The following is a 26167-nucleotide window of genomic DNA, read 5'->3' as shown; positions in this document are numbered from 1 at the left end:
GCCGAGGGCCGGCCTGTCAGTCCGCCTTGCGGATCACCTCTACGGGCAGATGCGGTACACCTTCTGCGGCCGTTTCCGCGCGTTTCACCAATTCATGCACCCGCGCGTTGATTGGGGTCGGTTTGCCTGCCGCCTTGCCCATCGCAACCACCTGCCCCTGCAACACGTCGATCTCAGTCTTGCGCCCGGCCATCAGATCATGGGCCATCGACGTGCGTGCCTGCGCGTCGATTGTCAGCATCTGGGCGGCCACCCGCGTGAAAAGCGGTGTTGGCAGGCGTAAAACCCACGGCACCAGCCCGACCGGCACCGGCGTGGTCGACGCAGGACTGATCCCGCTTGCACGCAAAATGCCGAGTGCCTCTTGCATCTGATCGGCCATCAGCCGCCGCCACCGGCGATCCTGCAACTGTTCGCGCAGTGTCAGACCGCTAAGCGCATTTACAGCGTTGTTGAGGTTGATCAGAAACTTGCCCCATTGCAGGGCGATGATGTCATCACTTTGGGCCAGCGCCAGATGCGGCACGCTAAGCAACTTCGCCAGATCGCCGGGCCCTGCCCCAATCACGATATCGCCGCTTGTCGCGCGGTGAAAACACCCCTGCCCCAAGGGGACCACATTGAAAGGCACCATCCCGGCGCGCACATCATGATCTGGCAAAATGCGTGTCAGGGTCTGCGCATTCTCCGTGCCGTTTTGCAGACTGATGACCCGGGTTTGCGCATCCGTATGGGCGGCAATCAAGCGCCCCATTTCCGCCGTGGCACCTGATTTGACAGTGACCAGCACAATGTCTGCGGTGCCCATGCACCCAGGATCGTCACGCAGGTCAAAAGCATCCGCATCCATCTTGCGGTCCAACCCGGAAAAGTCGGTCAGGGTTAGCCCATGCGCGCGGATCTCGGCCCGTACGCGCGGGCGCACCAGAAGGGTGACCCGATGCCCGCCCGCGGCAAGCAGGCCGCCCACAAAGCATCCTATGGCCCCCGCGCCGGCGACAACGATATGGGGCTCAGGCGCCAAGGCAGTACCGCATGATGGCCTTTTGCGCGTGCAGTCGGTTTTCGGCCTCGTCAAAGATCACTGAACGGGGGCCGTCCATCACAGCACTTGTCGCCTCGTCATCGCGATGTGCGGGCAGGCAATGCATAAAGAGCGCCTCTTTCTTGGCCTGCGCCATCAACGCGTCATTGACCTGATAGCCGCGCAGCTGGTTATGGCGCCGTTCACGGGCCGATTGCGGATCATGCATGCTGACCCAGGTATCGGTGACCACCAGATCCGCACCTTCCACCGCCTTATGCGGGTCGCGTTCGATTGCGTAAAGACCATCAAGCGCGGGCTCGGGATCAAGCGGCGGCGGGCCGGTGAAGGTGAGATCAAAGTCGAACTGTTTGGCCGCATGCGCAAAGCTGGCAAAGACGTTGTTGCCATCTCCGGACCAGACCACCTTGCGGCCTTTGATGGGGCCGCTGACTTCTTCGAACGTCATGACGTCCGCCATGATCTGGCAGGGATGAGTGCGGTTGGTAAGCCCGTTGATCACCGGAACGGTCGCGTATTCCGCCATATCCAGCAGCGTCTGTTCCTCAAATGTGCGGATCATGATCAGATCCACGTAGCGGCTGAGTACACGGGCGGTATCTGCAATGGTTTCACCGTGGCCCAGCTGCATATCGGCGCCCGACAGCACCATGGTCTGTCCGCCCATCTGGCGCACGCCCACGTCGAAACTGACGCGGGTCCGGGTGGAGGGTTTTTCAAAGATCAGCGCGACCATATGGTCCTTGAGAGGCTGGATATCATCCGGCGCCCCCTTCGGGCGGCCAGCGCGGGCTTTTTTCATTGTCAGCGCGTCGTCGATGATGTGCCGCAGATCGGCTTGCGGTGTTTGGTCAATGTCGAGAAAATGGGTCATGTGATGCTCTGATTTGGGGAGACCCGGGGGCTGTCTGCCCCCGGACCCCCGAGGAATGTTTTAGCCAGAAAAAGACCTAGGTGGCGAGTGATGCGGCGGCGGCATCCAGACGTCGGACGGCCTCAGTAATTTCGTCGTCGGTGATGTTGAGGGGCGGCAGCAGGCGGATCACGTTATTGGCGGCAGGCACCGTAATGACCTGATTGTCATACCCGGCATTGACCACGTCCATGTTGGTTGCCTTGCATTTTAGACCAAGCATCAGCCCCGCGCCGCGCACGCTGTCAAAGACATCCGCGTGAGCGGCCATCAGCCCTTCCAGTTTCTGGCGCAACAGGCCTGCTTTGCGGTTCACCTCGGCAAGGAATTCCGGGTCTGCGACGGTTTCCATCACTGCGCAGCCCACCGCACAGCCCAGCGGGTTGCCACCATAGGTGGATCCATGCGTCCCGGCAGTCATGCCCGAAGCCGCGTCTTCACTTGCCAGCACCGCACCGAGGGGAAATCCGCCACCGATGCCTTTGGCTACCATCATGATATCGGGGGCGATTCCGGCCCATTCATGGGCAAAGAGCTTGCCTGTGCGGCCCACGCCACATTGCACTTCGTCAAGGATCATCAGGATACCTTTTTCGTCGCAAAGGTCCCGCAGCCCTTTGAGGCAGGCATCAGGCAGCGGGCGGATGCCGCCTTCACCCTGCACCGGTTCGACCATCACCGCGCAGGTCCTGTCCGTGATCGCGGCACCAAGCGCGTCGTGATCTCCAAACGGCAAATGCACGAAACCCGGCAACAGCGGGCCGAAACCCTTTGTCATTTTCTCGGACCCTGCCGCGGCGATGCCCGCGGCAGAGCGGCCGTGAAACGAGCCGTCAAAGGTGATGATCTCGACCCGGTCAGGCTGTCCCTTGTCGTAGAAATGCTTGCGGGCCATCTTGACGGCCAGCTCGCAGGCCTCCGTGCCGGAATTGGTGAAAAAGACCGTATCAGCAAAGGTGTGTTCCACCAGTAAATCCGCCAGCCGCTTTTGCTGCGGGATCTCGTAGAGGTTGGAGGTATGCCACAACGCGCCCGCCTGTTCGGTGAGTGCTGCCACAAGGGCAGGGTTTGCATGACCCAGCGCATTCACGGCGATCCCGGCCCCAAGATCCAGAAAACGTCGGCCATCTGCCTCGATCAGCCAGGCGCCTTCGCCTTTGACAAAGCTGAGGGGAGCACGCGCATAGGTCGGCAGAACGGTGGGGATCATGCGTATCATCCTGAATGAGAGGCCGCGACAGAGCGCCCATGGGGCACGAAGCGGCGATTTACGTCAATGGGGTTTGAAGAGATGTGCCAGCAACCGTGGCACGATGATCAACCTGACAGAAGGGTCAGGCCGCGACAGGGCTTTAGCGACGGCGTCGTCGGACAGCGTATGTGGCGTTCGTGATCATAGGCAATTCATAGGCGCACAAAGCCCGCGTCGTAAAGGGGTAAAGTGCCGCTCCGATGCCAGATGTGCAGCCAGACACCCCAGTCGCGATGCCAATTTGCTTGCGATAGCCATGGCAAGGTTGCAAAAGCACATCGAAACGTCCATTTAGCCAATCTGCCGACCCCGTGCTTGCGCCCAGACGTGGACGGGCTAGAATGAGAGATGATTTTTGACAAAGCGGCCTTGCGCATCCTCAGGGCCGCTTTTTGAGTAGGGAACCTGCATGTCCTGGACTGACGACCGCGTTGAGACGCTGAAAAAGATGTGGGGCGAAGGCCAATCCGCCAGCCAGATCGCCAAGGAACTTGGCGGCGTGACCCGCAATGCCGTGATCGGCAAGGTGCACCGTCTGGGCCTGTCGAACCGCGCCACGTCCGGTGGCAGCGCCAAGGCCGAAGCCAAGCCAAAGGCTGCGGCCAAAGCGGCGCCCAAGGCCAAGGCAGAGCCCAAGACCGAAAGTGCCGAGCCCAAGACCGAAGCGGCAGCACCGCCCAGATCGACGCTGCCCGCGCGCAAGCAGATCATTCCCGCCGGGCAACCGCTGCCCCCGCAGCCATCCGCCAACGAGATCAGTCCGGAGGCATTGGCCAAGGTCAATGAAGTTGAGAAAAAGGCCAAGAAGATCAGCCTGATGGAACTGACCGAACGGACCTGCAAGTGGCCTGTCGGTGATCCCGCGACTGAAAAATTCTGGTTCTGCGGACTGCCTGTGCAACAGGGCAAGCCCTATTGCGAGGCGCATGTGGGCGTGGCGTTCCAGCCAATGTCTGCGCGCCGGGACCGTCGGCGGTAAAAGTCCGACGGCGCAGGCGCGTTACCTGAGCAGTCGCTGCCACCACGTGCGCTCCGGCACACCCGGGATGCGCCTGATTTCAACGTCGCTCTCTTGCCTCAATGCCGTCAGAAAGGCTGTGTTGCCCCCCTGGCTTTGCGGCAGCTTGACTTTGTGGAAACGTCTTTCGCCGCCCTCTTTGTAGATTGGCACAAGGATCTCGGCGATTGTATCGGGGCCCATCCGCATGCCGTCGGCATCCCGGTGCGTGACACGCCTAAGGCGAAGGTCAAACCGGCTGAGCTCATCGAACCGGATCTTGAGATCGCGCGTCGAGAACTTTCGAACCACAAGATGATCCGGATAAAGCCGCAATGGCTGCAGCAGCACCGCGCGCGCCGTCAGATAGGATACTCCGATCAGACCAAGCCCGAGAAGCACGTCAAGACCAAAGCGCCCTTCCAGAAAAAGACCGATAAAGCACAGGAACAGACCGATTAGCGTCATCGCGACAAGCGATATGACAACCATCGCCAGCATGAGCTTGGGCATCTCATAATAGACCGGCACCTTGTTGCGATAATCATGATGACGGCTAAGGCCGAGATAATTCATGTCCTGGGTCTCCTGCGATCAAATCTACCACTCAGTAATGCGGCCCGCGTCGCGCCTCCATACACCGACAAGGGCCTTGAACATCAATGCATTAACTCAATCGGCAAATAATGTGCTGGGTCCGGGTGCCGTTCAAGCCCCTTTTTCCGAAACGTGTCAGGCGCGCCTGCAACAAACCCCACACAGCAGTGAGTTGCCAATTACAGGCCTGCATGGTTGATACCGTGATATCGTACCAGCAAAGGCCTGACACATGCCCGACACCATCCGCGCCGCCGACGCCCTTGCCCGCCGCCTTTATGCTGCGGGATGCCGCACCGCTTTTGGCATGCCCGGCGGCGAAGTGCTGACGCTACTCGACGCGCTGGAACAGGCTGGTATCCGGTTCATTCTGGCCAAACACGAAAACGCTGCCGGCTTTCTGGCCGAGGGCGTGCATCACCGCGATCACGCCCCCGCAATACTGGTCGGGACCATCGGTCCGGGCACCCTGAACGGTGTGAACACCGTCGCCAACGCGTTGCAGGATCAGGTGCCTCTGATCGTGCTGTCGGGCTGCGTGGATGCGGCAGAGGCGCAGACATATACCCACCAGGTGGTCGACCAGCAGGCGGTCTTTCGCCCGCTCACCAAGGCCAGCTTTTCGCTGACCGCGGATGCCGCGCATGTGATCGCAGACAAGGCCGTCACCATTGCGACGGAAGGGGCCCACGGACCGGTTCATATCGACGTGCCCATCAGCGTGGCAAACACGCAGGTCTCCGCCACAGCGCCCCCTGCCCGCGCACCGGGGTCGCCCTCTGCCCCGCATGGCGCTGATCTGGAAACGGCGCGCGGATGGCTTGCCGCCGCCCGGCGCCCCGTGATCATCGCAGGCGTCGGCGCACTTAATCAGCATGCGGATCACGCGGTCCTGCACTTTGCCGAAAAACATGGCGTACCGGTCATCACCTCGTACAAAGCCAAAGGCATCATCCCGGAAGATCACGCGCTGGCACTGGGCGGCGCGGGGCTGTCCCCGCTGGCTGACCAGACGCTGGTCCCTTTCGTGCAATCGGCGGATCTGATCCTGTGCGTGGGGTACGACCCGGTGGAAATGCGCCCCGGCTGGCGCGACATCTGGCAGCCCGACACCCACAAAGTGATCGACATCCAGCCCGTACCTAACCACCACTACATGCATCAGGCGACGCTCAACTTTGTGACCGATAGCGCCGCGACGCTCGCTGCCCTCAGCGACGGAATTCAACCTGTCGAAACATGGCAGGGCAATGAGATCGCGCAGGCCCGGGCCGACCTGCTCAAGGCGTTCCCCAAAGACGAAGACTGGGGTCCCGCCGCCATCATCGGTACCTGCCGCACGGTGCTGCCGCGCGACGCGCTTGCCAGTGCGGACAGTGGCGCACATCGCATCCTGCTGAGCCAGATGTGGGAATGCTATGAGCCGCGCGGCATGATGCAATCTTCGGCGCTTTGCACCATGGGCTGCGCCCTACCGCTGGCCATCGGGGCCAAGATGGCCGCCCCCGACCGCGATGTGGTCTGTTTCACGGGCGATGCCGGTTTTCTGATGGTCGCGGGCGAGCTTGCCACTGCAGCCGAACTCAAGGTCGCACCCATCTTCGTGGTCTTTGTCGATGCCTCCCTTGCACTGATCGAGAAGAAGCAGCGCGAGCGACAGTTGACCAATCACGGCGTGGACTTTGCTGAACATGATTTCGCCGCCATGGGCCGCGCATTCGGGGGCGCGGGTTCCACGGTACGGACCCGCGCGGAACTGACCGCAGCCCTTCAAGCCGCACGGCAGGCAGAAACGTTCACCGTGATCGCCGCCATGATTGATCGGGGGGCCTATGATGGCCGCATCTAAAGGCGCGCTTGAGGGCCTGTTTATCCTCGACCTCTCCCGCATTCTGGCAGGTCCGACCTGCACTCAATTGCTGGGCGATCTCGGTGCGACCGTCATCAAGGTCGAAAACCCCAAAACCGGGGGCGATGACACGCGCGGTTGGGGACCGAACTATGCCCTGGACGCTGAGGGCAAGCGCACTGACCTTTCCGCCTATTTCATGGCCGCCAATCGCAACAAGCGCTCGATCGCGGTCGATATCGCCACAGAAGACGGCCAGCAAATCATCCATCAGCTCGCCGCCCGAGCCGATGTGGTCATCGAAAACTTCAAACCCGACGGGCTCAAGAAATATGGGCTGGATCACGAGAGCCTTCTCAGCAAACATCCCGCGCTCGTCTACTGCTCCATCTCCGGGTACGGACAAACCGGACCGAACCGCAGCCAGCCGGGGTATGACCTGATGGCGCAAGGCTTTGGCGGCATCATGGCAATCACCGGCGACCCTAAGGGGGTGCCGACCAAGGTTGGCGTGGGCATCGCAGACGTGATGTGCGGGATGTACGCCACCATCGGCATTCTCGCCGCCCTGCGCCACCGTGATGCGACGGGCGAAGGGCAACATATCGATCTGGCCCTTGTCGACGCACAAATGGCATGGTTGATTAACGAAGGCTGCAACTACCTCGTCTCGGGTCAAGAACCTGAGCGGCGCGGCAACGCCCACCCCAACATCGTGCCCTACGACACCTTTGAATGCAGTGACGGCCACTTTCTGCTGGCCGTCGGCAATGACGCGCAATTCGCCCGCTTTTGCGATGTGCTGGAGATCGCGGATGTCGCCGCAGATCCGCGTTTCACCACCAACCAAAGCCGCATCGAAAACCGCGAAGCCCTGATGCCGCTGATCCGACCCGCGATGAAACGGCTGACACGGGACGACGTGATGACCCGGCTGCGCGGGGTTAAGGTGCCCTGCGGCCCGATCCACACGATTGGCGAAGCGCTGACCTCGGATCAGGCGCGCGCGCGCGGCGCCGTGGTCGACATGCCCCGCGCCGACGGCGATGACCTGCGCCTGCTGGCCAACCCTCTCAAGCTCTCTGCCACACCGGTGCGCTATGACCGCCCGCCCCCCCACATCGGGCAGGATACCGACGACGTGCTAAGGGAATGGGCCATTCCCAAAGATCAGAACCGCGACGGATAGTAGTGCATCATGCATTGAACGTCCTGTTCGTGCTGAAAAGCCTCCGGATGTGCCTCCATCATTTCCAGCACAAAGGCGCGCCGCGCGCGGTCTTGCTGATCTGAACACGCGGGCTTTGCCCCCGAATGACCAAGACCACCAAAGGCCCGGAAGAGACGCCAGAATGGCCGCAGCCGAAGTGTTTCCAAAAGCATCTCAAGGCCCTCCGCCATAGGTTTTGACCTCTCAAAACTACGCCCTGAAGCGGCACGCTGGTATCGCTCAAGATTTTGTGTTGTTCTACAAAAATGAAGAGCGATTTCTCCAATTGGTCAGACGTCCGCATCTTCCTTGCGGTCTTTCGGCAGGGCTCCACCCTTGCTGCCTCTCGCATTTTGGGCATTGCTCAGCCCACCGTCGCCCGCCGCATCGACGCGCTTGAGGCCGCCACAAACCTGACCCTCTTTGAGCGCGACACGCGCGGCTTCAAACCCACACACGCCGCCCGCGATCTTTTTCCGCTGGCCCAAGAGATCGAAGCGGCAACAGCGGCCTTTGCCAAAAGCGCACAGGCCCTGACTGAACCCCGAACGATCCGCATCACCGCGCCGGGCACTTTCGCAGACTGCGTGCTGGACCTATTCAGTGACTTTTCCGCCGCTAACCCCAACATCGCATTCGACTTCGTCCCCAGCATCCGGGTGCTGGACCTGTCTAAAGGCGAGGCAGACATCGCCGTCCGCGTGACCGCGGATGTTTCGGACGGCAGCCTGATCTGCCGCAAGATCCGCACCGCAAAATGGGCACTTTTTGGCAGTCAGCGCTATGCAGACGAACGCGGCTTCCCAAAGTCCGAGGATGATTTCCGCGGCCACCGCTTTGTGACCTTTGAACACGCCGACGTCCCCGATTACCTGCACCGCTGGCTCACAGACCGTGTTACCGCCGATCAGATCGTCCAATCCTTCAGGGACGTTGACCTGATGCAGGCGGCCATCCGGTCAGGACAGGGGCTGGGCCTGGTCAATATCCGACAAGCCCAGTTTGATGCCGCGCTCATGGCCTGTTTTGGCCCCATCGATGCCCTGTCGCGATCGCACATGCTGCTGATCTCTCCCGACGCGTATCGCCGACCCGAGGTCAAAACCTTCGTCAAATTCTTCGCGCCGCGATACGCCGCCACGTTTGATCAAAGCTGACCGTACAACAGCGCGAGACCCTGTTTCGTCAGTCAAACCCCCGAATCTACGCGGATTTTCGCGCAATCCGGGCTCAATTTGCGCGGGAACTGACATAAATGCTCACGAAAGCAGCGCAGCCCTTCACGTTGACGTGTGACACGCCCATGTAGCGTTCATCGGTGCCCATTTAGCAGTTACTGATGTCTGAACCGACGAGACCGCAAAGGGCCAACCTAATGAAGAGTGATATCTGCAACGCACCGCTAAGCCTGAAATCGGCGGCGGCCCTGTCACAATGGAATGACATGGTGCGTGCCTTTCTGGCACACACGCCCGCGACCCCGACACACCTGGGTGCCGTGCTTGAGGCAGAGCCTGAGTTCGCCATGGGCCACGCGGCACGCGGTCTGTTCTCTTTGATGATGGGCCGGGCAGAGCTTTGGGACGTCGCCGAAGCAGCACGCACCGCCGCCCACAAGGCACGCGAGGCCGGTCCGATCACACCGCGCGAAGAACTTTGGATCACAGCCCTCGATCGCTGGCTTGCCGATAGCCCCACAGGGGCTGTTGCCGCCATGGAAACTGTTCTGGCAGAGCATCCACAGGATTCGCTCTCAGCCAAAGTCAGCCACGCCATCCGCTTCATTCTTGGCGATGGGGTAGGCATGCGCCAGTCGATCGAACGCATTCTGCCTGCTCATGGGCCTGACCATCCCCTGCGTGGCTACATGATGGGTTGCCACGCGTTCACCCTTGAGGAAACCGGCGACTATGCCGCCGCCGAAAGAACGGGCCGCACCGGATTGATCCACGCGCCCGACGATGCCTGGGGCCTGCATGCCGTGGCACATGTCCATGACATGCGCGCCGAACCCGACGCAGGGATCAGGCTGATCGAAGAACACAAAAGCGCATGGGACGGATCAAACAACTTCCGCTACCACGTGTGGTGGCACAAGGCCCTGTTGCATCTCGACCGGGGCGAGCACGAGACCGCGCTGGCCCTCTATGACAGCCAGATCCGCGCCGATAAGACGGATGACTACCGCGACATCGCCAATGCTACCTCTCTGCTGATGCGACTTGAACTTGACGGCTGGGATGTGGGTTCCCGCTGGGCGGAGCTTGGCGCGCTGGCCGCGAACCGCATCGACGATGGCTGCGTCGTCTTTGCCGACCTGCATTACCAACTGGCGCTCGCAGGGGCCGAAAACCGCGCCGCTCTCTCCGCCATGACAGCTCGCTTTGCCCGTGACGCCCGGCAAACCGGTGACATGGCCGAACGTGTGATCAACCCCGGTGTAACGGCGCTCGCCGGTCTGAACGCCTTTGCCGAAGGCAGATATCGCGATGCCTTCCTGAAACTTGCCGCCGCCCGACCCCGCATGCAGTGCATCGGCGGCAGCCACGCCCAGCGCGACGTTTTCGAACGGATTACCATAGACGCGGGCCTGCGGGCGGGCCACTTCGATGAAACCGAAACAATTCTGCTAGAACGCCTTGCCCTGCGCGGCGGTCACGAGGACCAATTTGCCGCCAGCCGCTTTGCCCGTCTTGCCGAAGTGCGCCGCATCCCCGCACAGTAAGGCACACCGACTTTGCCACCGACGCAATACCGACGTAATACCGACGTGACACCGACCCCGATTCCAGGCCCTCTATGACCGCTGCCGACACCCACGCCATCCCGTCCCGTCCGGTGACCGCCCTTGGCGCGTCGTCAGGTGCGCGCGTGCGCGATCTGCGGCTGGATTTCTTTCGCGGCATCGCGATGTTCATCATCCTGATTGCCCATACACCGGGCAATTTCCTGACCTCCTGGATCCCCGCCCGCTGGGGCTTTTCGGACGCGACCGAAATCTTTGTTTTCTGCTCGGGCATGGCCAGTGCCATCGCTTTTGGCGGGGCGTTTGACCGCATGGGTTGGGTGCTGGGCTCGGCACGCGTGGCTTTCCGCGTCTGGCAGGTTTACTGGGCCCACGTGGGTCTGTTCTTTGCCACCCTCGCACTCACGGTCTTCCTGACCGATCTGGACATCACGGGCCGCAATTACTGGGGCCAGCTGAACCTTTGGATGATGTTTGTCGAAAGTGACAAATGGGACAATCCAGATATCCTGCTCAGCTTCATGACCCTGCGCTATGTGCCCAATTACTTCGACATCCTGCCGATGTATATGGTCGTGCTGATCGGCATGCCGGTAATCATGTGGCTCAGCCGGTACAGCCTTTGGTTCGTGGCCGCTTTTGTCGGGATTGTCTGGCTGATGGCCCAGAACGCGCTGATGATCGCGCTCGGTCTGGGGGCCTATCATCTTGAATTTCCAGCAGAACCCTGGACAGACCGCCAGTGGTTCTTCAATCCCTTTGGCTGGCAATTGATCTTTTTCACCGGCTTTGCCTTCATGCGCGGCTGGTTGCCCAAACCGCCCGTGACCACATGGCTGATCGTGCTGGCGACCGTGATCGTGATTGCCAACATCCCGCTCAGCAACATCGGAATCCGAGAGTTCGGATTTGACTGGGCCCGCGAGTGGCGCAGCGACTACAAGGCACTGATCAGCAAATCTGATTTCGGCATCCTGCGGTATGTGCATTTCCTCAGCCTCGCCTACCTTGCCTGGGTCGCCGCAGGCGACAAGGGCGCGCGGCTGCTGGCACAGGGCACAGGTGTTTTGTCCCGAATTTGGGACCAGATCCTCGCCATCATCCTCAAGGTTGGTCAGCAATCGCTGGCTGTCTTTGTCGTATCGATGTTCACCGCCCGCATTATGGGATTTGCCATGGACGTGCTCGGCCGTGACACAGTGACATCGCTGATGGTCAACCTCGCAGGCGCCTGCGTGCTGGTGGCGACGGCCTATGTCGCGGGCTGGTTCAAGTCCCAGCCTTGGCGCGCCAGGAAGGGGGCCTCGTAATGCTGCGCCGCGATGTCCTCAAATCCCTCATGGCGCTGGCCGTCGTGCCCACCGCCAGCTACGCCCAAGAACCCGGCCTGAGCCTAGGTGATGAGGTGACCCCCTTCAGCGCCGGCATTCTTGTCGAGCGTGCGCGCATCATGGCCACCCAGTCCTATGTACCCCGGCCCCAGATTCCGGCCAGCTGGCGTGATCTGACCTATGACCAGTATCGCAAAATCTGGTTCGACGCGCGCAATGCATTGTGGGAAGATACCGACCGTCCCCAACGCGTCGACGTCTTTCCCCCAGGTCTCTATTTCCCGCAGGCCGTGGCCCTGAACGTGGTCGAAAACGGTCAGGCCCGCGCCGTTGGGTTTGATATGGATGTCTTTGACACCACGGACAAATTTCCCGATGTCGAGATCGACGATACACTGGGCTACTCGGGCCTTCGCCTGCGGGCGGAGCTTGAAAAGAAGGGCATCTTTCAGGAATACGCTGTCTTTCAGGGCGCCAGCTATTTCCGGGGCATTGGTACCGGCGAGACGTACGGCATCTCGGCCCGCGGGCTGGCACTGAAAACCGGCGATCCGATGGGCGAAGAATTCCCGGATTTCACCGCCTTCTGGCTAGAAGCGCCCAACCCGGAAAGTGCCACGCAAGTGCTTCACGCCCTGCTCGACAGTCCTTCGATCACCGGTGCTTACACCTTTGAGATCACACATGGCCCGGTGCTGGAAATGAAGGTCAGCGCCCAGCTCTTCGCCCGCGAAGATGTGACCCATATGGGTGTTGCGCCCCTGACTTCCATGTTCCTTTTCGACGATACCATGCGGCAGCGTTTTTCTGATTTCCGTCCCGCGGTGCACGACAGTGACGGTCTGCTCATTCACAATGGCGCGGGCGAGATCATCTGGCGGCCCCTGCACAACCCAACGCGCCTGCAGATCAGCGCCTTCAGCGACAATAATCCGCGCGGCTTTGGCCTGTTGCAGCGCAAGCGCGAATACTCTGATTTCACAGATCTGGAATCGCTGTATCACAACCGTCCCTCTGTCTGGATCACCCCCGGGGAAGGCTGGGGGCGCGGGTCTGTCACCCTGGTCGAAATCCCCGCAGACCTTGAGATTTACGACAACATCGTCGCCTATTGGCGCCCGTCCGCACGGATGGCCCCCGGCGACGCCCACAAGATGACCTACACGCTGCACTGGGGCGCGGATCCGGTGGCGGCAACGGCGGATGTGCCGGTCAAGGTGCTGAATACGGCCAAGGGTGGACGCCCCGAAGGTGGGGATATCATCGTCATCGACTTTGCGGATGGCCCGAATGTGCCCGCTGACCTCGGCGACGTTGAATTGCTGGTCCGCAGCAACGCCGGAAACGTCACGCCGGGCATCCTGCAACGCAATCCTGAAACAGGTGGTCCGCGCCTTGCGTTTACATTCACCCCCGGCGACGCGACATTGGCCGAATTTCGCGCTCAACTGCGCCTTGGTGGGGAACCTTTGAGCGAGGTCTGGCTTTATCGGTGGACCAAGCCATGAGTGATCACCGCCCCACCCTCCAGGCCATGCCGCCCCGCGCTCCGCTGTCGATGCAGGCGCAGGACTTGGCTGCCGCCCCTGCCCGACGCGCAAACCGCCAACACCCGCGCAAGTCACTGGGCTGGCGGCTGGCTGTTTTTGGCCCGGCCCTGATCGGCACTTCCCTTCTGCTTTACGGCATTTACGGCTGGCTGGCGGGCAGCGGAATGACCGGCCTTGAATGGGTACTGCTGAGCATGATTGGCGCGACGTTCGTTTGGGTGACCCTGTCAGTCAGCACCGTCGGCGTTGCCGTGACGGGCCTTCTGGCGCGGGAAAATGCGGTGACACGCAGCCCGTCAGAGGTGAACCCGATCGATGTGGCCCTCCTGGTGCCCATCTATAATGAGGTTCCGTGGGACGTTTTCGGCAATGCAACCGCCATGTTGCAGGACCTCACACGCCGGAAAGGGCCGCACAGATACACGCTTTTCATCCTTTCAGACACGCACGACCCAGAGATCGCCGCACAGGAATGGCAGGCCTTCCAGACCCTGCAGGCGACCGCCCCGGATGGCATGCGGGTCTTTTATCGCCGCCGAACTGCCAACACGGGAAAGAAGGTCGGCAACCTAGTGGACTGGATTAGTGGCTGGGGTGCGGATTATGAAGGCATGGTGGTGCTGGATGCCGACAGCCTGATGACAGGCCGCGCGATCGAACGGCTGGCATCGGAACTGTCAGGTGATCCCGATGCGGGTCTTATCCAGACCTTTCCCATGCTGATTGGGGCGGACACGCTCTTTGCCCGCCTGCAACAGTTTTCCAACATCGCTTACGGCTGGTTGCTGGCTGAGGGTCTTGCGCTTTGGGCTCGGCGCGAGGGCAATTATTGGGGGCATAACGCCATCATCCGTACCCGCGCTTTTGCGCAGAACGCAGGCCTGCCCGCGCTGCCAAGCCGCAAAGGGCGCGAGGACCTGATCCTGAGCCACGACTTTGTCGAAGCCGGTCTGCTGCGCCGCGCAGGGTGGGGCGTGCGGTTCCTGCCGCGCGTCTCGGGCAGCTATGAAGAGACGCCCGGCACGCTGGTCGACTATGTCCTGCGTGACCGTCGCTGGTGTCGGGGCAACTTGCAGCACTTGCGCCTGCTGCGCACCGCAGGGCTGCACCCGGTCAGTCGTTTCCATCTTTTTCATGGCGCGGTGGCGTATTTGTTGTCGCCGGCGTGGTTCTTGCTGCTGATATTCTGGTCACTGCTGGGCAAGGATTCCGAAACGAATGTGATCCGCTATTTCAACGAAGCAAATCCGCTTTTCCCCGACTGGCCCCCTGCCATGAGCCATATCGATAGCGCGGTTTTTCTGATCATCATGTACGCGATGCTGCTAACCCCCAAGATCGCGGGTGCCGCCATCATCGCCGCCACACCAAAGGCCACGCGTGTCTACGGCGGCCATCTGTCGTTCCTGTCGGCCTTCGCGGTCGAAGTGCTGCTGTCGGTGGCCTATGCGCCCATTCTGATGATCCAGCAAACCAAGGCCGTGCTGCGGGCAATCTTTACCCGGTCCGAGCCATGGGCGCCCCAAACCCGCGGCGTACGGTCCTATCCCTGGACCACGCTGGTCAAGTTTCATTGGGTCGAAACCCTGCTGGGGCTTTTGCTGCTATCAGGGTTGGCGGCCGGACTTATTTCGCTCTGGCTGGTGCCGATTGTGTTCAGTCTGGTGTTGGCTGTGCCCTTGTCGGCGTGCTCGTCACTGAACCTTGCCCAGCGCGCGCCGGAAGGCCTGCGGATGGACAGCCCGCATACCTTGCGGGAGCCGGGGATCGTGACACGCGCCAAGGCAGAGCGCGCCTTGATCAAAGGGGCGTTGGCAGGGTCGCGGGACGTTCCCGCAGAGTAATCGCGCCTGACTAAACACGCGCGATGCGCTGGGCTTGAGCCTATGTATCAATTGTCACTACGGGCAGCCCGCGTTTGACCCATCCGGGCCCCGCGCCAGATCCCAGCATCCCCTCTGGAACATCTAATATCCGAGTAAACCCGGCCTGTGTCATCCGCGTGGCCAGCCGATTGGACCGCACTCCGCGTGCACAAATCAGAGCAATGGGAGCATCCAGCCGCCCCGCAACCTCCGCCGCCAGCGCCTCTACAAAATCCTTGCGCCGCATATCAAGCGCCACACCGCCCTCGGGCACGCCAGTGCTGGCCCATTCGTCCGGCCTGCGGATATCGATCAACGTGATCTCTCCGGAGAGTGCTGCAGCATGAGCTTGGGGCGCGGTAAGCGCCGCATCTCCCGTACTGGCTGCGACATTGAACCAGCGCGCGGCGAGGACGCCCCCGCCAGCAATAAGAACACCACCCAGGACGAAACCCCGCCGCGACAGGCGCGACGGGGCTTTTTGCCCTTGTTGAAAGGGAGAGCGCGAAGGCTGTGTCATTTTACCGGCGCGGTGCTGCTGAATTTGGGGATCGCACGGTCTGACGCCTCTGTCGGTTCAATATTGACCCAATTGTTTTCAGCCAAGGTAATGTTGCCGGGAATATCCTCTTCCCAAAAGCCAACGACGTTCTTGGTGATGTTGAGATAAAGCTTGTTGTCAACCACGCGCCAAAGGGTCGGGTTGCCGGGCACCTTACCCCCTTTTGACACTCCGTATGCACAATGTCCGTCGTACTGAGGGGCGTACTGCGCGGGATTGGCCTCGAACCTTGCCTTGTTGTCGGCACTTGAGAAGGCGAAGGTCGCGCCATTGTATTCAGCGACGTAGTCCGCATTGCCGGGTACGGCCGCAGGCTGCGCCGAACCGACGGGGCTTTGCGGCAAGTCAAAATAGGCAACAACATCGTAACCTGAGGCGGCATAGCCGGTATCGTCGACATATTGTTCCCCCGCAAAGGCGGCTCCGGCAAAGCTGATGGCGGTGGCTGCGGCGGCGATTGTCAGGGCAAAGCGGTTCATACGGATATTCCTTTGATGATGCGTGACCGCAATCTAGGGCGACGCAAGCGGCAATGCATCCCTGCCCAACCGTTCCTCGCAAGGATGTGACGGCTGCGTGAAAGGGCGTCAGTTCCGGCAATGGTCATTTCAGGATCGGCGGCTTGGCCGGATCAGTGCCGGGCGGCATGCGCGGGGTGTGTTGCAGCCCCTCGCCTTGTGGTAGATCGAAGCGCAGGCCGACCTTTGCCAGTTTTTCGACAATGGGGTCGTTCGGCGCAAAAAATCCCACGTCCATTGCACCGGCTTCTATTCCTGAAAACGTCAGCGCCTCGGAGGCCGCGCGCACCAGCGCATCCTGCGCGCGCGCAATGGCCCCGACAAATGCCAGAAGATGCCCCGTGCCGCCGCCCTTGTACTGCACACCGACCAAGTAGGCCCCAGCCGCCATGCCGGTCGCCGTCGCCAACTTGGCGTCGATGGCAGTGATCAGCGCCTCGGGCAACCCTTTTGGGGGCAACAGCGTGTCGATGTCCGCTTCTACCTCACCCGGCGCATGCGCGAGCGTATCGCGCAACCACGCCACAGCCCCCGCCGGCAGAAGGATCTCCGAGGGTGCTACCCCGATATTTATCGCCATGCCTAGCGGCTGGTCTTGCAGCATCCCGGCAACTGCACGGCCCGACAAGGCCACAAAAGGTGCATTGTCGCCCACGTGCGCTGCCAGACGGGATGCACGGTCAAACACCATGACATAGCTGTCCTCATAGAGGACCGGTGTTACCTGGTCTGCGTCGGGCTCGGCCTCAAGCAGCATGTACAGTTCCGCGTCCGCGATCCGTTCGTAAAACCGCAAACGCGCAGCATCATCAGCCTCATCCGCCATCATCGCGGCGTGGGCTTCATCCAGCGGGGTCGTTTCAGTCATCCAACACCTCCGACACGGCGGCTCGCAGGCGCGGTAGCACCTGCGCCTCGAACCACGGGTTCTTCCTCAGCCATCCGGTATTGCGCCACGACGGATGTGGCAAGGCAAAGACGCCATCGGGGTGATCACGCCAATCTGCCACCGCAGACGTAACCGTGCGGAATTCCGGCAAATGCCAGCGCATCGCATACCCGCCGATCAGCACCGTCAGACGGACATCTGGAAGCATGGCAAGGGCGTCCTCCCGCCAGGTCCGTGCACAGACACGGGGCGGCGGCAGGTCACTGCCCTTTGCGTCATAGCCCGGGAAGCAAAAGCCCATGGGCACGATCGCTACCTTGGAACGGTCATAGAACGTGGGTTCATCCAACCCCAGCCAGTCGCGCAGGCGTTTGCCCGACTGGTCCCAGAAGGGTGTGCCAGCCTCGTGGACGCGAAGCCCTGGTGCCTGGCTGGCGATCAGCAGTTTCGCACCCGGCGCAAACCACACGATCGGGTTCGGCCTATGGCGCGTGGCCGTGGCTGCAAACCGCTCTGTACATAAGGTGCAGGCGCGCAAGTCGTCTCGTATGTCGGTCATCCTTGGCAAGATACGTCGCGACGCGGAATTGCCAACACCGTGCACTCATTTCGTGAATCATCGAAATAAAGGTTGCGCGCGAGGATTCATTTCGATATTTCTAGAAATATGAAACAAGAAACATCCCTTACACCTGAGCTGACCCTTGCCGCTACCAGCTTTGCTGCGCTTGGTTCGGAGCAACGTTTGTCAGTTCTGCGCGCGTTGGTCCGTGCCGGCCCTGACGGGTTGAGCATCGGTGCGCTGGGCGACCGCACGGGCGTCACAGGCTCTACCCTCACCCATCACTTGAAACTTCTGGCCGCTGCCGGTCTGGTCAAACAGGAACGTCAGGGCCGCAGCATCATATGCGCAGCCGTCGCGTATCAAGAGGTAGAGGCGCTCGCGCATTTCCTGCTGACCGAATGCTGTGCGGATGCAGAACACCCTGACAAGGATCACGACCATGGCTGATGCAACGCAAACCGACGTGCGCTCAAGGTCTTTCAGACCAAATGCCTGGCACGCCACGATAGCGCTTCTTGCGCTCGTTGCCCTCCTGGACGGGCCTCAGTTCTGGCCGACCCTGTCCTTTTCGGTCAACGCAATTCTACATACTGCGCCGTTCATTGCCTTCGCGGTCTTGGCAGTGGCCTATCTCAAGGCAAGCGGGGCTGAAACGCTCCTTGCGCGCGCCTTTGAGGGAAACCCGGCGAGGATGATCGTGATGGCGGCCCTTTTAGGCGGGCTATCCCCATTTTGTTCGTGCGAAGTGATCCCCTTTATCGCGGCGCTGCTGGCGGTTGGGGCACCCCTGGGCGCGGTCATGGCTTTCTGGCTTGCATCACCCCTTATGGATCCGGCCATGTTCGCGATCACTTCGGGCACGTTGGGGTGGGAATTTGCGGTGGCCAAGACCGTGGCCGCGGTCGGCCTTGGGCTTTTCGGAGGCTTTGGCGTGATGTTGGCGGCGCGGACACCAGTCTTCGTTGACCCCTTGCGTGAACGTCCAGCCATTGGTGGCTGTTGCGGCGTTCAAAAGCCATTTTCGGGGGCACCCGTCTGGGCCTTCTGGAAAGAACCGGCACGCCGAGAAACCTTCCGGGATACCGGAATGGAAAACGCACTTTTCCTACTGAAATGGCTCACACTGGCCTATGTGATCGAAGCGCTGATGCTGCATTATGTCCCGGCCGATCTGATTGCGGGCATTCTTGGCGGAGATGGTGCAATGCCTATCCTGCTGGGCGCACTGGTGGGGGCGCCGGCCTATCTGAACGGCTATGCGGCGGTGCCTCTGGTCGACGCGCTGCTTGCGCAGGGCATGACGCAGGGGGCTGCCATGTCCTTTGTGATTGCCGGCGGCGTCAGCTGCATTCCAGCAGCAATCGCGGTCTGGGCGCTGGTCAAGCCCCGCGTTTTCATGGCCTACCTTGGTTTTGCAATCACCGGTGCGGTCATCGCAGGTGGTCTGTGGCAAGCGATAGTCTGAATTCCCCCCAGATCAAAACTTCAAAAGGTGCGGCATGCCGCACCTTTTGCTTTTGTCGCAACATACATCACGCGACCCGGCTCTCCGCCCAATGGACATTGTACTTATTGGGCAATTTAAGACATAATGTAGCCAAGATCGGCGCATAGACCCTTAAGAAACCTCTGCTAAAAGAGGACAGGCAAACAAGACCCGACAGCAAAGACCGGAGCAGGCGATGCTGGAATTCGAGAATGTATCCAAGTCCTTCTGGACGGGATCCCAACACAAGGTCATCCTTGATCGGGTCTCTTTCAGTGTGGAGTTGGGTAATTCTCTGGGCATTCTCGCCCCCAACGGCACGGGCAAAACCACGCTGATCAACATGATGGCCGGCCTCGAAAAACCTGATGAGGGTGAAATCAGGCGCGGCTGCAATATATCATTTCCACTGGGTTTCATGGGCGGTGTCGTTTCCAAGGTTTCGGCCATGGAAAATGCCCGCTATATCGCGCGGCTTTATGGGCTGGACCCTGACTATGTGGAAAGTTTCTGCCGCTGGTTATGCAATCTTGGCGAATACTTCGATCAACCGCTGGGCACCTACTCAGCCGGTATGCGCTCACGCTTTTCCTTTGCGCTGATGCTGGCGCTTGATTTTGATATGTACCTCATCGACGAGGGCATGCCAGCGACCACAGATGTGGAATTCAACCGCAAGGCAGGCGAGATCCTGCGAGAGCGTTTGCGCACCACCACCATCATCATCGTCTCGCACCAGGCCGAGACACTTGAAAAATTCGCACGTTCCGCTGCTGTCCTTCTGGGCGGACAACTGTACATGTTTGACACCTTGGAAGAGGCAAAACAGCTTTATGACTACGAAACCCAAGGCTAGAAAATTCCGGATCAAACGGAGCGCACCGTCAACCGCTGCGCCCGCGAACCCGGCACGGCCAGTCGCTGACGCGGCCGAGGGCCCGCGCCCCGTGCCAACCGCGCAGGACACCCCCAAGGCCCGCGCAGGCGAGGTGTCTTCGCCAAAGCAGGTGGGTGGAGAGCTCGACATCGACGCCATCCGCCGCGAAGGGCTGACAGGCCGCCAGTTGCGCATGGCCCGGCGGGTCGCCCAGAAATACGGCATGGCCCCCACATCAGACTTTGATGCGGTTCGCCTGCTCCGCGCGAAAGGCATTGATCCTTTCCAACGCTCCAACATGCTGGAACTGGTGGTCCCTCAAAAAAGTGACGACGCCGGAAAGGATGTTGCGGAAACCCAACCACAAGGTCACCAGAAGGGCCGCGTACAACTTCCCCAGACCCTGCCTGCGGGCGGTGCCAACCTTCCCTCAACTGAGCTGAGCCCCGCAGAGCGGCGCCATCGCGAAATTGGCGATATCCAACGCGACATCTCGCGCCGCCGTCGCCGCAAGATGGGCCTCTTGATGGTTCGACTGGCATTCTTCGTGTTCCTGCCGACCTTTGCGGCGGGATATTATTTCTACAAGATCGCCACCCCGATGTACGCAACCACCAGCCAGTTCCTGATCATCCAAAGCGAGGGTGGCGGGGGAACAAGCCCGCTGGGCGGCCTGCTGCCGACCCAGTTTGCAACCAGCCAAGACAGCATTGCGACGCAGGCTTTTCTGCAGTCCAAGGATGCCATGCAGCGTCTGGATCGGGATGCGGGATTCAAACAGCATTTTTCCGACCCCAGTATCGATCCCGTTCAGCGGCTTGAAGCCGACCCAACTAACGAAGAAGCTTACAAGATCTATAAAAAGAACGTGAAAATCGGCTTTGATCCGACCGAAGGCGTCATCCGGATGGAAGTTGTTGCAGCTGATCCGCAGGTCTCCTCCGCGTTCTCTCAAAGCCTGATCGATTATGCTGAAGAACGTGTGAACGACCTGTCCAAACAAAAGCGCGCGGACAGCATGCGCGACGCAGGCATTGCTTTTGAAGAGGCGCAGCAAAAGCGCCGCGATGTACAAGAACAGTTGATCCAGCTTCAGGTCAAAAACGGCGTCGATCCTCAGGCCGAAATCGCCGCGATCCGCACCCAGATTACCACCTATGAGAGTTTGCTGATCGACAAGCAGCTGGCCCTTGCCGCCCTTCTCGACAACACCCGCCCTAACCGTGCCAAGGTGGACGGCGCTCAAGGGGACGTGCGGCGGCTGGAGGAACAGCTGACGAAATTGAATGAGCGCCTGAATTCCGCGACACAGGGCGAGGATTCTCTGGCCCAACGCGCGGTAGAACTGCAGTTGGCCCAGGCCGACCTCGCAGCTGCCGATATGGTGTTGCAGTCTGCACAAACAGCCATGGATCAGGCCAGGACCGAGGCCAACAGGCAGGTCCGCTATCTCACCGTCGCGGTCGAGCCTGTCGCCCCGGAAGAACCCACCTATCCGCGTAAGTTTGAAAACACGATCCTTGCCTTCCTGATCTTTGCCGGTATCTACCTGATGCTGTCCCTGACCGCATCCATTCTCAGAGAGCAGGTAACCTCATGACACAAGTCCCCGTCGGGCGCCTCCTGATCGGCAATGATCGCCCCCTGACCGTGATCGCTGGCCCCTGTCAATTGGAAAGCGAAGACCACGCGCAGATGATCGCAGGCACAATGAAAGAAGCCTGTGCAGCCGCAGGCGCGCAGTACGTGTTCAAGGCCAGTTACGACAAGGCCAACCGCACATCGCTGCACGGCAAGCGCGGTCTTGGCATTGACGAAGGCCTCAGGGTGCTGGCCTCTGTGGCACAAGCAAACGATGTGCCCGTTCTCACAGACGTGCATACCGAAGAACAATGCGGTCTTGCAGGTGATGTCGTCGACATCCTGCAGATCCCTGCTTTTCTCTGTCGTCAGACCGACATGCTACTGGCCGCGGGCAAGACCGGCAAAGCGGTGAACGTCAAAAAGGGTCAATGGCTTGCCCCGTGGGAAATGGGCAATATCGTCGACAAAATCAAATCAACCGGCAACGAAAAGATCCTGCTGACGGAACGCGGGACCTCCTTTGGATACAATGCGTTGGTCGCGGACATGCGCGGCCTGCCGCAGATGGCGCAAACGGGATACCCTGTGGTGATGGATGCCACCCATGCTGTCGCCTCACCCGGCGGCAAAGGCACCTCGTCTGGCGGGCAGCGCGAATTCGCCCCCGTGCTGGCGCGTGCGGCTGTTGCCATCGGTGTGGCCGCCGTCTTCATGGAAACACATGAGGATCCCGACACCGCGCCAAGCGATGGCCCTAATATGATCTACCTCAGCGACATGCCCGCATTGGTCAGCACCTTGATGAAATTCGACGCGCTTGCCAAAGAGCATCCGCTGACCTTCTGATAGATGAAAAAAGCGAACACCACAGTCACGCCAAACACATGGGGTTTCCTGCGCGATCCGATGATCGCCCCGACCGGATTCCGCGAATATGACGCGCGCTGGCAATATCCCGAGGGCATTAACCTGCCCGGCATGACGGCCCTGGGACTGGGCCTTGGCACGCAAATGCAGCAACGCGGGATCAGGCCCGAGATCGCCGTCGGCAACGATTACCGCGACTATTCGCTATCGATCAAAAACGCCCTGATGCTGGGTCTGATGCAAGCTGGCATTCACGTCAAAGACATCGGCCCCGCGCTCAGCCCAATGGCCTATTTCTCGCAGTTTCACCTTGATGCGCCAGCAGTCGCCATGGTCACCGCCAGCCATAATCCAAACGGGTGGACCGGTGTGAAGATGGGGTTTGAGCGTCCCCTGACCCATGGACCGGAGGAGATGGCAGAGCTGCGCGATATCGTGCTGAACGGTGCATTTAAACCCCAACCCGGCGGCGCATATACGTTTGTCGACAACGTGGTCGACGCCTATCTGGATGACCTTGTGGGTGACTTTACGATGACCCGTCCCCTCAAGGTCGTTTGCGCCACAGGCAATGGCACAGCCTCGCATTTCGCACCGCGATTGTTTGAACGCCTCGGCGCCGACGTCGTCGAGAGCCACACAACGCTGGATTACACCTTCCCGCACTACAACCCAAACCCCGAAGCCATGGAAATGCTGCACGACATGTCGGCGGCAGTGGTCGCCTCGGGCGCGGACCTCGCCCTTGGCTTTGACGGTGATGGCGATCGCTGCGGTGTGGTGGACGATGAGGGCCACGAGATTTTTGCCGACAAGGTCGGCGTCATCCTGGCCCGCGATCTGGCCAAGCAACATCCCGGCGCCACCTTCGTCGCGGATGTCAAATCCACCGGCCTGTTCGCATCCGACCCGGAACTGCAAAGGCACGGCATCAAGGCCGACTACTGGAAAACTGGCCACAGCCACATGAAGCGCCGCGTCAAGGAACTTGGCGCGCTGGCCGGGTTCGAAAAATCAGGCCATTACTTTTTCGCCCACCCTATCGGGCGCGGCTACGATTGCGGGCTGCGTGTGGCGGCGGAAATCTGCAAGCTGATGGACCGCAATCCGGGCAGATCCATGTCCGACCTGCGCCGTGCCTTGCCCCAGACCTGGGCCACTCCCACCATGTCTCCCTACGCCGACGACACCGAAAAATATGACATCCTCTCGCGCATCGTGGCCAAGCTGAAATCCACCCGCAGCCTCGCAGGGCGGGCCGTGACCGACATCATCACTGTCAACGGCGCGCGCGTTATTCTGGAAAATGGTGCTTGGGGTCTGGTGCGCGCCTCTTCCAATACGCCCAATCTGGTGGTGGTCTGTGAAAGCCCCCATTCAGAGATTGAAATGCGCGCCATCTTCAAAGATCTGGATGCGATCATCCGCTCGGAACCGGGCATCGGCGACTACGACCAGACCATCTGACCTTTCTCTGGCCAAAACATTCCCAGAGCGCGAGACAGCGTCTCGCAACCGAATTGTCGGAGAAAATTCAATAAAATAGCGCGCGGGCTTGCCCGCTCACTCCGACAGCACGGCCTGACAAAACGCCGACATCAATGCGGCATCCTTAACCCCCGGAGACGTTTCAACACCAGAGGACAAATCCACCTGACGCGCGCCGGTCATGGCAATCGCCTGACCGACGTTGTCGGGTGTCAGACCACCGGCCAGCATCCAGGGCACATCCCAGCGTCGGCCTGCGATCAGTCGCCAGTCAAAGGGCAAACCATTACCACCAGGCAATACCGCACCACGGGGGGGCTTGGCGTCAACGAGGATCTGATCAGCAACACGCGCGTAGGCCTCGAGGGACGGCAGGTCATCTGCATCCCGCACGCCAACCGCCTTCATCACTGGCAGGCCAAAGCGGGCTTTCACCTCCAGAACCCTTTCAGGGCTTTCGTGGCCGTGAAGCTGGATCATGTCCAACGGGACCTCGTTCAGCAGGGCCTCCAGCACATCATCTTCCATATCGACCACAAGCCCGACCTTGCACACGCCGATGGGCACGTCTACGGCCAGCGCGGCAGCCTGCGTGGGGCTCACATACCGTGGGGATTTTGGAAAGAAATTGAACCCGAGATATCGCGCGCCTGCATCTGCCGCCGCCTTGCAGGCAGCCGCGTCCTTCAATCCGCAAATCTTGATATTTATACCCGACATGGCCCAGGACTTAGCTGGCCTCGTCCAAAAGCGCCAGCACCTCATCCTTGCCTTTGTGCTTTTCGCCCTTCAGCCGCGCCACTTCACGCTCAAGCCGTCGGGTCTCCCGCGCAAGACGCGCCTTTTCGGCCCTCTCGCCGTGCTCCCGGATCCATTCCCAGACGAACCCGACCAACAGGCCGGCAACAATGCTGCCCAAAATCACCAGAAACAAAGGAAGCTGAACAGAAGGTGTCACTGCAAACCAACCGGCCACTTCCTGAGGCAGAACCTCAAGCTCGACCATATCGCGATTGGCCAGCGCGACCGAAATCAGCGCCAAGGCAAAAATGGCAATGCAGATATAGCGAATGTAGCGCATTCAGGCTTTCCCGTTCAGACGATCCCTGAGCAGCTTGCCGGTCTTGAAGAAAGGGACATGCTTCTCTTCTACATGAACGGTTTCACCCGTCCGTGGGTTCCGTCCAACCCTCGCATCACGCTTCTTGACAGAAAATGCGCCAAATCCGCGCAGCTCCACCCGGTCCCCTTTGGCCATCGCGCCCGTAATCTCGTCAAAGATGGTATTCACGATCCGCTCTACATCCCGTTGATACAAATGTGGATTGTCGTCCGCAATCTTCTGGATCAGTTCCGATCGGATCATCGCGATATCCCCCCCGAGATGTGTCTATTTGCAAAGGTCTGCACCCGACTATAGGGCCAAAGCACGCAACCGTGAAGGTATGCAGCGTGCAATCCTCACCCTTTTTGCGCTCAGAACACCCTGTATTGGCGGGTTTTTTCCGGGATCACGGCGAAAGCCCCAGCCTTCAGGCTATCCGCCTTGATTTCATACCGGTAGTCAGAACACCGATTCGTGAACCCGTTCACCACATTACTGCGGGCTGGCATCGGACCCCGGCAAGGTCCGTCCGGACCCGAGAGAGTGCGAACTGCGAGCTGTTTGCGACAGCGCTCTCCCGTAACTATGCCGCGTCAGACCTTGGTCTGGCGCTGCAAGGCGGGCTCCGCCCTTGATTCCGTGTGGTTGGTTCAATCCGAGGTTTCGGCTAGGTCGTCCCAGCTTGGCAAAGCAGTCCTCTTGCAACCACCGCCGCACATATTGGCCGTAGGTCAGCTATGCGGAGAGTCTGTGTGGAAACTGCCGTTGTTGCCATAGAGATGGTATGATTTCTGGATTCGCTGCGGAGGCGTTCCATGGGGCAGTTTATCGAGGGTGTGGATCGATATCAGGCGATGTTGCTGCGGGAATA

At 60.4% G+C, this 26167-nt stretch carries 26 protein-coding genes; 14 read left to right on the top strand and 12 right to left on the bottom strand.

Annotated elements, in window-relative coordinates; translation table 11 throughout:
• Positions 1-16 precede the first annotated feature (16 nt).
• The 3 genes from H9Q16_RS00130 to H9Q16_RS00120 all read right to left on the bottom strand — a co-directional run bounded on the left by H9Q16_RS00130 (position 17) and on the right by H9Q16_RS00120 (position 3168).
• Positions 17-1024, bottom strand: a complete 1008-nt coding sequence (locus H9Q16_RS00130) for a 2-dehydropantoate 2-reductase (RefSeq protein WP_191073367.1) — start codon at positions 1022-1024, stop codon at positions 17-19.
• Positions 1014-1919: an ornithine carbamoyltransferase gene (argF, locus tag H9Q16_RS00125; RefSeq protein ID WP_191073366.1), complete on the bottom strand. Its 906-nt coding sequence runs from the start codon at positions 1917-1919 to the stop codon at positions 1014-1016. The genes H9Q16_RS00130 and argF overlap by 11 nt, the downstream gene beginning before the upstream one ends.
• A 76-nt stretch (positions 1920-1995) precedes the next feature.
• Entirely contained in the window at positions 1996-3168 is a 1173-nt protein-coding gene (locus H9Q16_RS00120) for an aspartate aminotransferase family protein (RefSeq protein ID WP_191073365.1), read from the bottom strand.
• Positions 3169-3619: 451 nt separating this feature from the next.
• Here H9Q16_RS00120 and H9Q16_RS00115 point away from each other — a divergent pair, with 451 nt between their 5' ends.
• Entirely contained in the window at positions 3620-4189 is a 570-nt protein-coding gene (locus H9Q16_RS00115) for a GcrA family cell cycle regulator (RefSeq protein WP_191073364.1), read from the top strand.
• 21 nt (positions 4190-4210) lie between these two features.
• Here H9Q16_RS00115 and H9Q16_RS00110 read toward each other — a convergent pair whose 3' ends face one another.
• On the bottom strand, positions 4211-4783 hold the full coding sequence (locus H9Q16_RS00110) for a hypothetical protein (protein WP_191073363.1): 573 nt from the start codon (positions 4781-4783) through the stop codon (positions 4211-4213).
• A gap of 253 nt (positions 4784-5036) precedes the next feature.
• On the opposite strand from H9Q16_RS00110, the gene H9Q16_RS00105 reads away from it, so the two are divergent.
• Positions 5037-6653, top strand: a complete 1617-nt coding sequence (locus H9Q16_RS00105; protein WP_191073362.1) for a thiamine pyrophosphate-binding protein — start codon at positions 5037-5039, stop codon at positions 6651-6653.
• Positions 6640-7842 carry a CaiB/BaiF CoA transferase family protein gene (locus H9Q16_RS00100; protein ID WP_191073361.1) on the top strand — a complete coding sequence of 401 codons (1203 nt, stop codon included), beginning with the start codon at positions 6640-6642 and terminating at the stop codon, positions 7840-7842. Before H9Q16_RS00105 ends, H9Q16_RS00100 begins: the two co-directional genes overlap by 14 nt.
• Here H9Q16_RS00100 and H9Q16_RS00095 read toward each other — a convergent pair.
• Positions 7824-8054: a hypothetical protein gene (locus H9Q16_RS00095; RefSeq protein WP_191073360.1), complete on the bottom strand. Its 231-nt coding sequence runs from the start codon at positions 8052-8054 to the stop codon at positions 7824-7826. The two genes, H9Q16_RS00100 and H9Q16_RS00095, sit on opposite strands and share 19 nt — an antisense overlap.
• A 75-nt stretch (positions 8055-8129) precedes the next feature.
• Here H9Q16_RS00095 and H9Q16_RS00090 point away from each other — a divergent pair, with 75 nt between their 5' ends.
• The 5 genes from H9Q16_RS00090 to mdoH all read left to right on the top strand — a co-directional run bounded on the left by H9Q16_RS00090 (position 8130) and on the right by mdoH (position 15334).
• Complete coding sequence (locus tag H9Q16_RS00090) at positions 8130-9020, top strand: LysR family transcriptional regulator (protein WP_191073359.1); 891 nt, start codon at positions 8130-8132, stop codon at positions 9018-9020.
• Positions 9021-9238: 218 nt separating this feature from the next.
• Positions 9239-10588 (top strand): tetratricopeptide repeat protein, encoded by a 1350-nt coding sequence (locus H9Q16_RS00085; RefSeq protein WP_191073358.1) that lies wholly within the window; start codon positions 9239-9241, stop codon positions 10586-10588.
• Positions 10589-10662: 74 nt separating this feature from the next.
• On the top strand, positions 10663-11919 hold the full coding sequence (locus H9Q16_RS00080) for an OpgC family protein (protein WP_191073357.1): 1257 nt from the start codon (positions 10663-10665) through the stop codon (positions 11917-11919).
• A complete protein-coding gene (locus H9Q16_RS00075; RefSeq protein WP_191073356.1) occupies positions 11919-13448 on the top strand; it encodes an OpgD/OpgG family glucan biosynthesis protein in 1530 nt (509 codons plus the stop codon). Before H9Q16_RS00080 ends, H9Q16_RS00075 begins: the two co-directional genes overlap by 1 nt.
• Positions 13445-15334 carry a glucans biosynthesis glucosyltransferase MdoH gene (gene mdoH, locus H9Q16_RS00070; RefSeq protein WP_191073355.1) on the top strand — a complete coding sequence of 630 codons (1890 nt, stop codon included), beginning with the start codon at positions 13445-13447 and terminating at the stop codon, positions 15332-15334. Before H9Q16_RS00075 ends, mdoH begins: the two co-directional genes overlap by 4 nt.
• A gap of 40 nt (positions 15335-15374) precedes the next feature.
• Here mdoH and H9Q16_RS00065 read toward each other — a convergent pair whose 3' ends face one another.
• The 4 genes from H9Q16_RS00065 to H9Q16_RS00050 form a co-directional block, all read right to left on the bottom strand.
• Positions 15375-15875, bottom strand: coding sequence for a rhodanese-like domain-containing protein (locus H9Q16_RS00065; protein ID WP_191073354.1), 501 nt, complete (start codon positions 15873-15875; stop codon positions 15375-15377).
• Positions 15872-16396: a YHS domain-containing (seleno)protein gene (locus tag H9Q16_RS00060; RefSeq protein ID WP_191073353.1), complete on the bottom strand. Its 525-nt coding sequence runs from the start codon at positions 16394-16396 to the stop codon at positions 15872-15874. The genes H9Q16_RS00065 and H9Q16_RS00060 overlap by 4 nt, the downstream gene beginning before the upstream one ends.
• Before the next feature lie 124 nt (positions 16397-16520).
• Positions 16521-17303 carry an SseB family protein gene (locus H9Q16_RS00055; RefSeq protein ID WP_191073352.1) on the bottom strand — a complete coding sequence of 261 codons (783 nt, stop codon included), beginning with the start codon at positions 17301-17303 and terminating at the stop codon, positions 16521-16523.
• Positions 17296-17883 (bottom strand): uracil-DNA glycosylase family protein, encoded by a 588-nt coding sequence (locus tag H9Q16_RS00050; protein WP_191073351.1) that lies wholly within the window; start codon positions 17881-17883, stop codon positions 17296-17298. The genes H9Q16_RS00055 and H9Q16_RS00050 overlap by 8 nt, the downstream gene beginning before the upstream one ends.
• Positions 17884-17991: 108 nt before the next feature.
• Between H9Q16_RS00050 and H9Q16_RS00045 the strand changes: the two genes are divergently transcribed.
• The 6 genes from H9Q16_RS00045 (at position 17992) to H9Q16_RS00020 (ending at position 24170) form a co-directional block, all read left to right on the top strand.
• Positions 17992-18336 carry an ArsR/SmtB family transcription factor gene (locus H9Q16_RS00045; protein ID WP_191073350.1) on the top strand — a complete coding sequence of 115 codons (345 nt, stop codon included), beginning with the start codon at positions 17992-17994 and terminating at the stop codon, positions 18334-18336.
• Positions 18329-19354, top strand: a complete 1026-nt coding sequence (locus H9Q16_RS00040; protein WP_191073349.1) for a permease — start codon at positions 18329-18331, stop codon at positions 19352-19354. The genes H9Q16_RS00045 and H9Q16_RS00040 overlap by 8 nt, the downstream gene beginning before the upstream one ends.
• A gap of 217 nt (positions 19355-19571) precedes the next feature.
• Positions 19572-20231 (top strand): ABC transporter ATP-binding protein, encoded by a 660-nt coding sequence (locus H9Q16_RS00035; protein WP_191073348.1) that lies wholly within the window; start codon positions 19572-19574, stop codon positions 20229-20231.
• Positions 20209-21852 carry a KpsE/RkpR family capsule polysaccharide export protein gene (locus tag H9Q16_RS00030; protein ID WP_191073347.1) on the top strand — a complete coding sequence of 548 codons (1644 nt, stop codon included), beginning with the start codon at positions 20209-20211 and terminating at the stop codon, positions 21850-21852. Before H9Q16_RS00035 ends, H9Q16_RS00030 begins: the two co-directional genes overlap by 23 nt.
• The gene (gene kdsA, locus H9Q16_RS00025) at positions 21849-22682 is read left to right on the top strand and encodes a 3-deoxy-8-phosphooctulonate synthase (RefSeq protein WP_191073346.1); all 834 of its coding nucleotides are present in this window, start codon (positions 21849-21851) and stop codon (positions 22680-22682) included. Before H9Q16_RS00030 ends, kdsA begins: the two co-directional genes overlap by 4 nt.
• A 3-nt stretch (positions 22683-22685) precedes the next feature.
• The gene (locus tag H9Q16_RS00020) at positions 22686-24170 is read left to right on the top strand and encodes a phosphomannomutase/phosphoglucomutase (RefSeq protein ID WP_191073345.1); all 1485 of its coding nucleotides are present in this window, start codon (positions 22686-22688) and stop codon (positions 24168-24170) included.
• Between the two features lie 96 nt (positions 24171-24266).
• On the opposite strand, the gene H9Q16_RS00015 is transcribed toward H9Q16_RS00020, so the two are convergent.
• The 3 genes from H9Q16_RS00015 to ihfB are packed head-to-tail and all read right to left on the bottom strand — an operon-like array spanning position 24267 to position 25557.
• Positions 24267-24911 (bottom strand): phosphoribosylanthranilate isomerase, encoded by a 645-nt coding sequence (locus H9Q16_RS00015; RefSeq protein WP_191073344.1) that lies wholly within the window; start codon positions 24909-24911, stop codon positions 24267-24269.
• Between the two features lie 10 nt (positions 24912-24921).
• Positions 24922-25272 carry a lipopolysaccharide assembly protein LapA domain-containing protein gene (locus tag H9Q16_RS00010; protein ID WP_191073343.1) on the bottom strand — a complete coding sequence of 117 codons (351 nt, stop codon included), beginning with the start codon at positions 25270-25272 and terminating at the stop codon, positions 24922-24924.
• Positions 25273-25557, bottom strand: a complete 285-nt coding sequence (ihfB, locus tag H9Q16_RS00005) for an integration host factor subunit beta (protein WP_071969997.1) — start codon at positions 25555-25557, stop codon at positions 25273-25275. It lies immediately after the preceding gene.
• Positions 25558-26167: the final 610 nt, after the last annotated feature.

It is taken from the genome of Sulfitobacter aestuariivivens, from assembly GCF_014763045.1.
Lineage (GTDB): Bacteria > Pseudomonadota > Alphaproteobacteria > Rhodobacterales > Rhodobacteraceae > Sulfitobacter > Sulfitobacter aestuariivivens.
The sequence above is the reverse complement of the archived record's forward strand: the minus strand, read 5'-3'. Positions and strand labels throughout refer to the sequence as shown.

Excerpts from the sequence above, each read along its gene's own strand:
- H9Q16_RS00075 (WP_191073356.1), top strand. The coding sequence starts at position 11,919 with ATGCTGCGCCGCGATGTCCTCAAATCCCTCATGGCGCTGGCCGTCGTG.
- H9Q16_RS00045 (WP_191073350.1), top strand. The coding sequence starts at position 17,992 with ATGAAACAAGAAACATCCCTTACACCTGAGCTGACCCTTGCCGCTACC.
- H9Q16_RS00050 (WP_191073351.1), bottom strand. The coding sequence starts at position 17,883 with ATGACCGACATACGAGACGACTTGCGCGCCTGCACCTTATGTACAGAG.
- H9Q16_RS00010 (WP_191073343.1), bottom strand. The coding sequence starts at position 25,272 with ATGCGCTACATTCGCTATATCTGCATTGCCATTTTTGCCTTGGCGCTG.
- H9Q16_RS00035 (WP_191073348.1), top strand. The coding sequence starts at position 19,572 with ATGCTGGAATTCGAGAATGTATCCAAGTCCTTCTGGACGGGATCCCAA.
- H9Q16_RS00095 (WP_191073360.1), bottom strand. The coding sequence starts at position 8,054 with ATGGCGGAGGGCCTTGAGATGCTTTTGGAAACACTTCGGCTGCGGCCA.
- H9Q16_RS00060 (WP_191073353.1), bottom strand. The coding sequence starts at position 16,396 with ATGAACCGCTTTGCCCTGACAATCGCCGCCGCAGCCACCGCCATCAGC.
- H9Q16_RS00105 (WP_191073362.1), top strand. The coding sequence starts at position 5,037 with ATGCCCGACACCATCCGCGCCGCCGACGCCCTTGCCCGCCGCCTTTAT.
- H9Q16_RS00020 (WP_191073345.1), top strand. The coding sequence starts at position 22,686 with ATGAAAAAAGCGAACACCACAGTCACGCCAAACACATGGGGTTTCCTG.
- kdsA (WP_191073346.1), top strand. The coding sequence starts at position 21,849 with ATGACACAAGTCCCCGTCGGGCGCCTCCTGATCGGCAATGATCGCCCC.
- H9Q16_RS00080 (WP_191073357.1), top strand. The coding sequence starts at position 10,663 with ATGACCGCTGCCGACACCCACGCCATCCCGTCCCGTCCGGTGACCGCC.
- H9Q16_RS00110 (WP_191073363.1), bottom strand. The coding sequence starts at position 4,783 with ATGAATTATCTCGGCCTTAGCCGTCATCATGATTATCGCAACAAGGTG.
- ihfB (WP_071969997.1), bottom strand. The coding sequence starts at position 25,557 with ATGATCCGATCGGAACTGATCCAGAAGATTGCGGACGACAATCCACAT.
- H9Q16_RS00015 (WP_191073344.1), bottom strand. The coding sequence starts at position 24,911 with ATGTCGGGTATAAATATCAAGATTTGCGGATTGAAGGACGCGGCTGCC.
- argF (WP_191073366.1), bottom strand. The coding sequence starts at position 1,919 with ATGACCCATTTTCTCGACATTGACCAAACACCGCAAGCCGATCTGCGG.
- mdoH (WP_191073355.1), top strand. The coding sequence starts at position 13,445 with ATGAGTGATCACCGCCCCACCCTCCAGGCCATGCCGCCCCGCGCTCCG.
- H9Q16_RS00085 (WP_191073358.1), top strand. The coding sequence starts at position 9,239 with ATGAAGAGTGATATCTGCAACGCACCGCTAAGCCTGAAATCGGCGGCG.
- H9Q16_RS00115 (WP_191073364.1), top strand. The coding sequence starts at position 3,620 with ATGTCCTGGACTGACGACCGCGTTGAGACGCTGAAAAAGATGTGGGGC.
- H9Q16_RS00090 (WP_191073359.1), top strand. The coding sequence starts at position 8,130 with ATGAAGAGCGATTTCTCCAATTGGTCAGACGTCCGCATCTTCCTTGCG.
- H9Q16_RS00100 (WP_191073361.1), top strand. The coding sequence starts at position 6,640 with ATGGCCGCATCTAAAGGCGCGCTTGAGGGCCTGTTTATCCTCGACCTC.
- H9Q16_RS00065 (WP_191073354.1), bottom strand. The coding sequence starts at position 15,875 with ATGACACAGCCTTCGCGCTCTCCCTTTCAACAAGGGCAAAAAGCCCCG.
- H9Q16_RS00120 (WP_191073365.1), bottom strand. The coding sequence starts at position 3,168 with ATGATCCCCACCGTTCTGCCGACCTATGCGCGTGCTCCCCTCAGCTTT.
- H9Q16_RS00055 (WP_191073352.1), bottom strand. The coding sequence starts at position 17,303 with ATGACTGAAACGACCCCGCTGGATGAAGCCCACGCCGCGATGATGGCG.
- H9Q16_RS00040 (WP_191073349.1), top strand. The coding sequence starts at position 18,329 with ATGGCTGATGCAACGCAAACCGACGTGCGCTCAAGGTCTTTCAGACCA.
- H9Q16_RS00030 (WP_191073347.1), top strand. The coding sequence starts at position 20,209 with ATGACTACGAAACCCAAGGCTAGAAAATTCCGGATCAAACGGAGCGCA.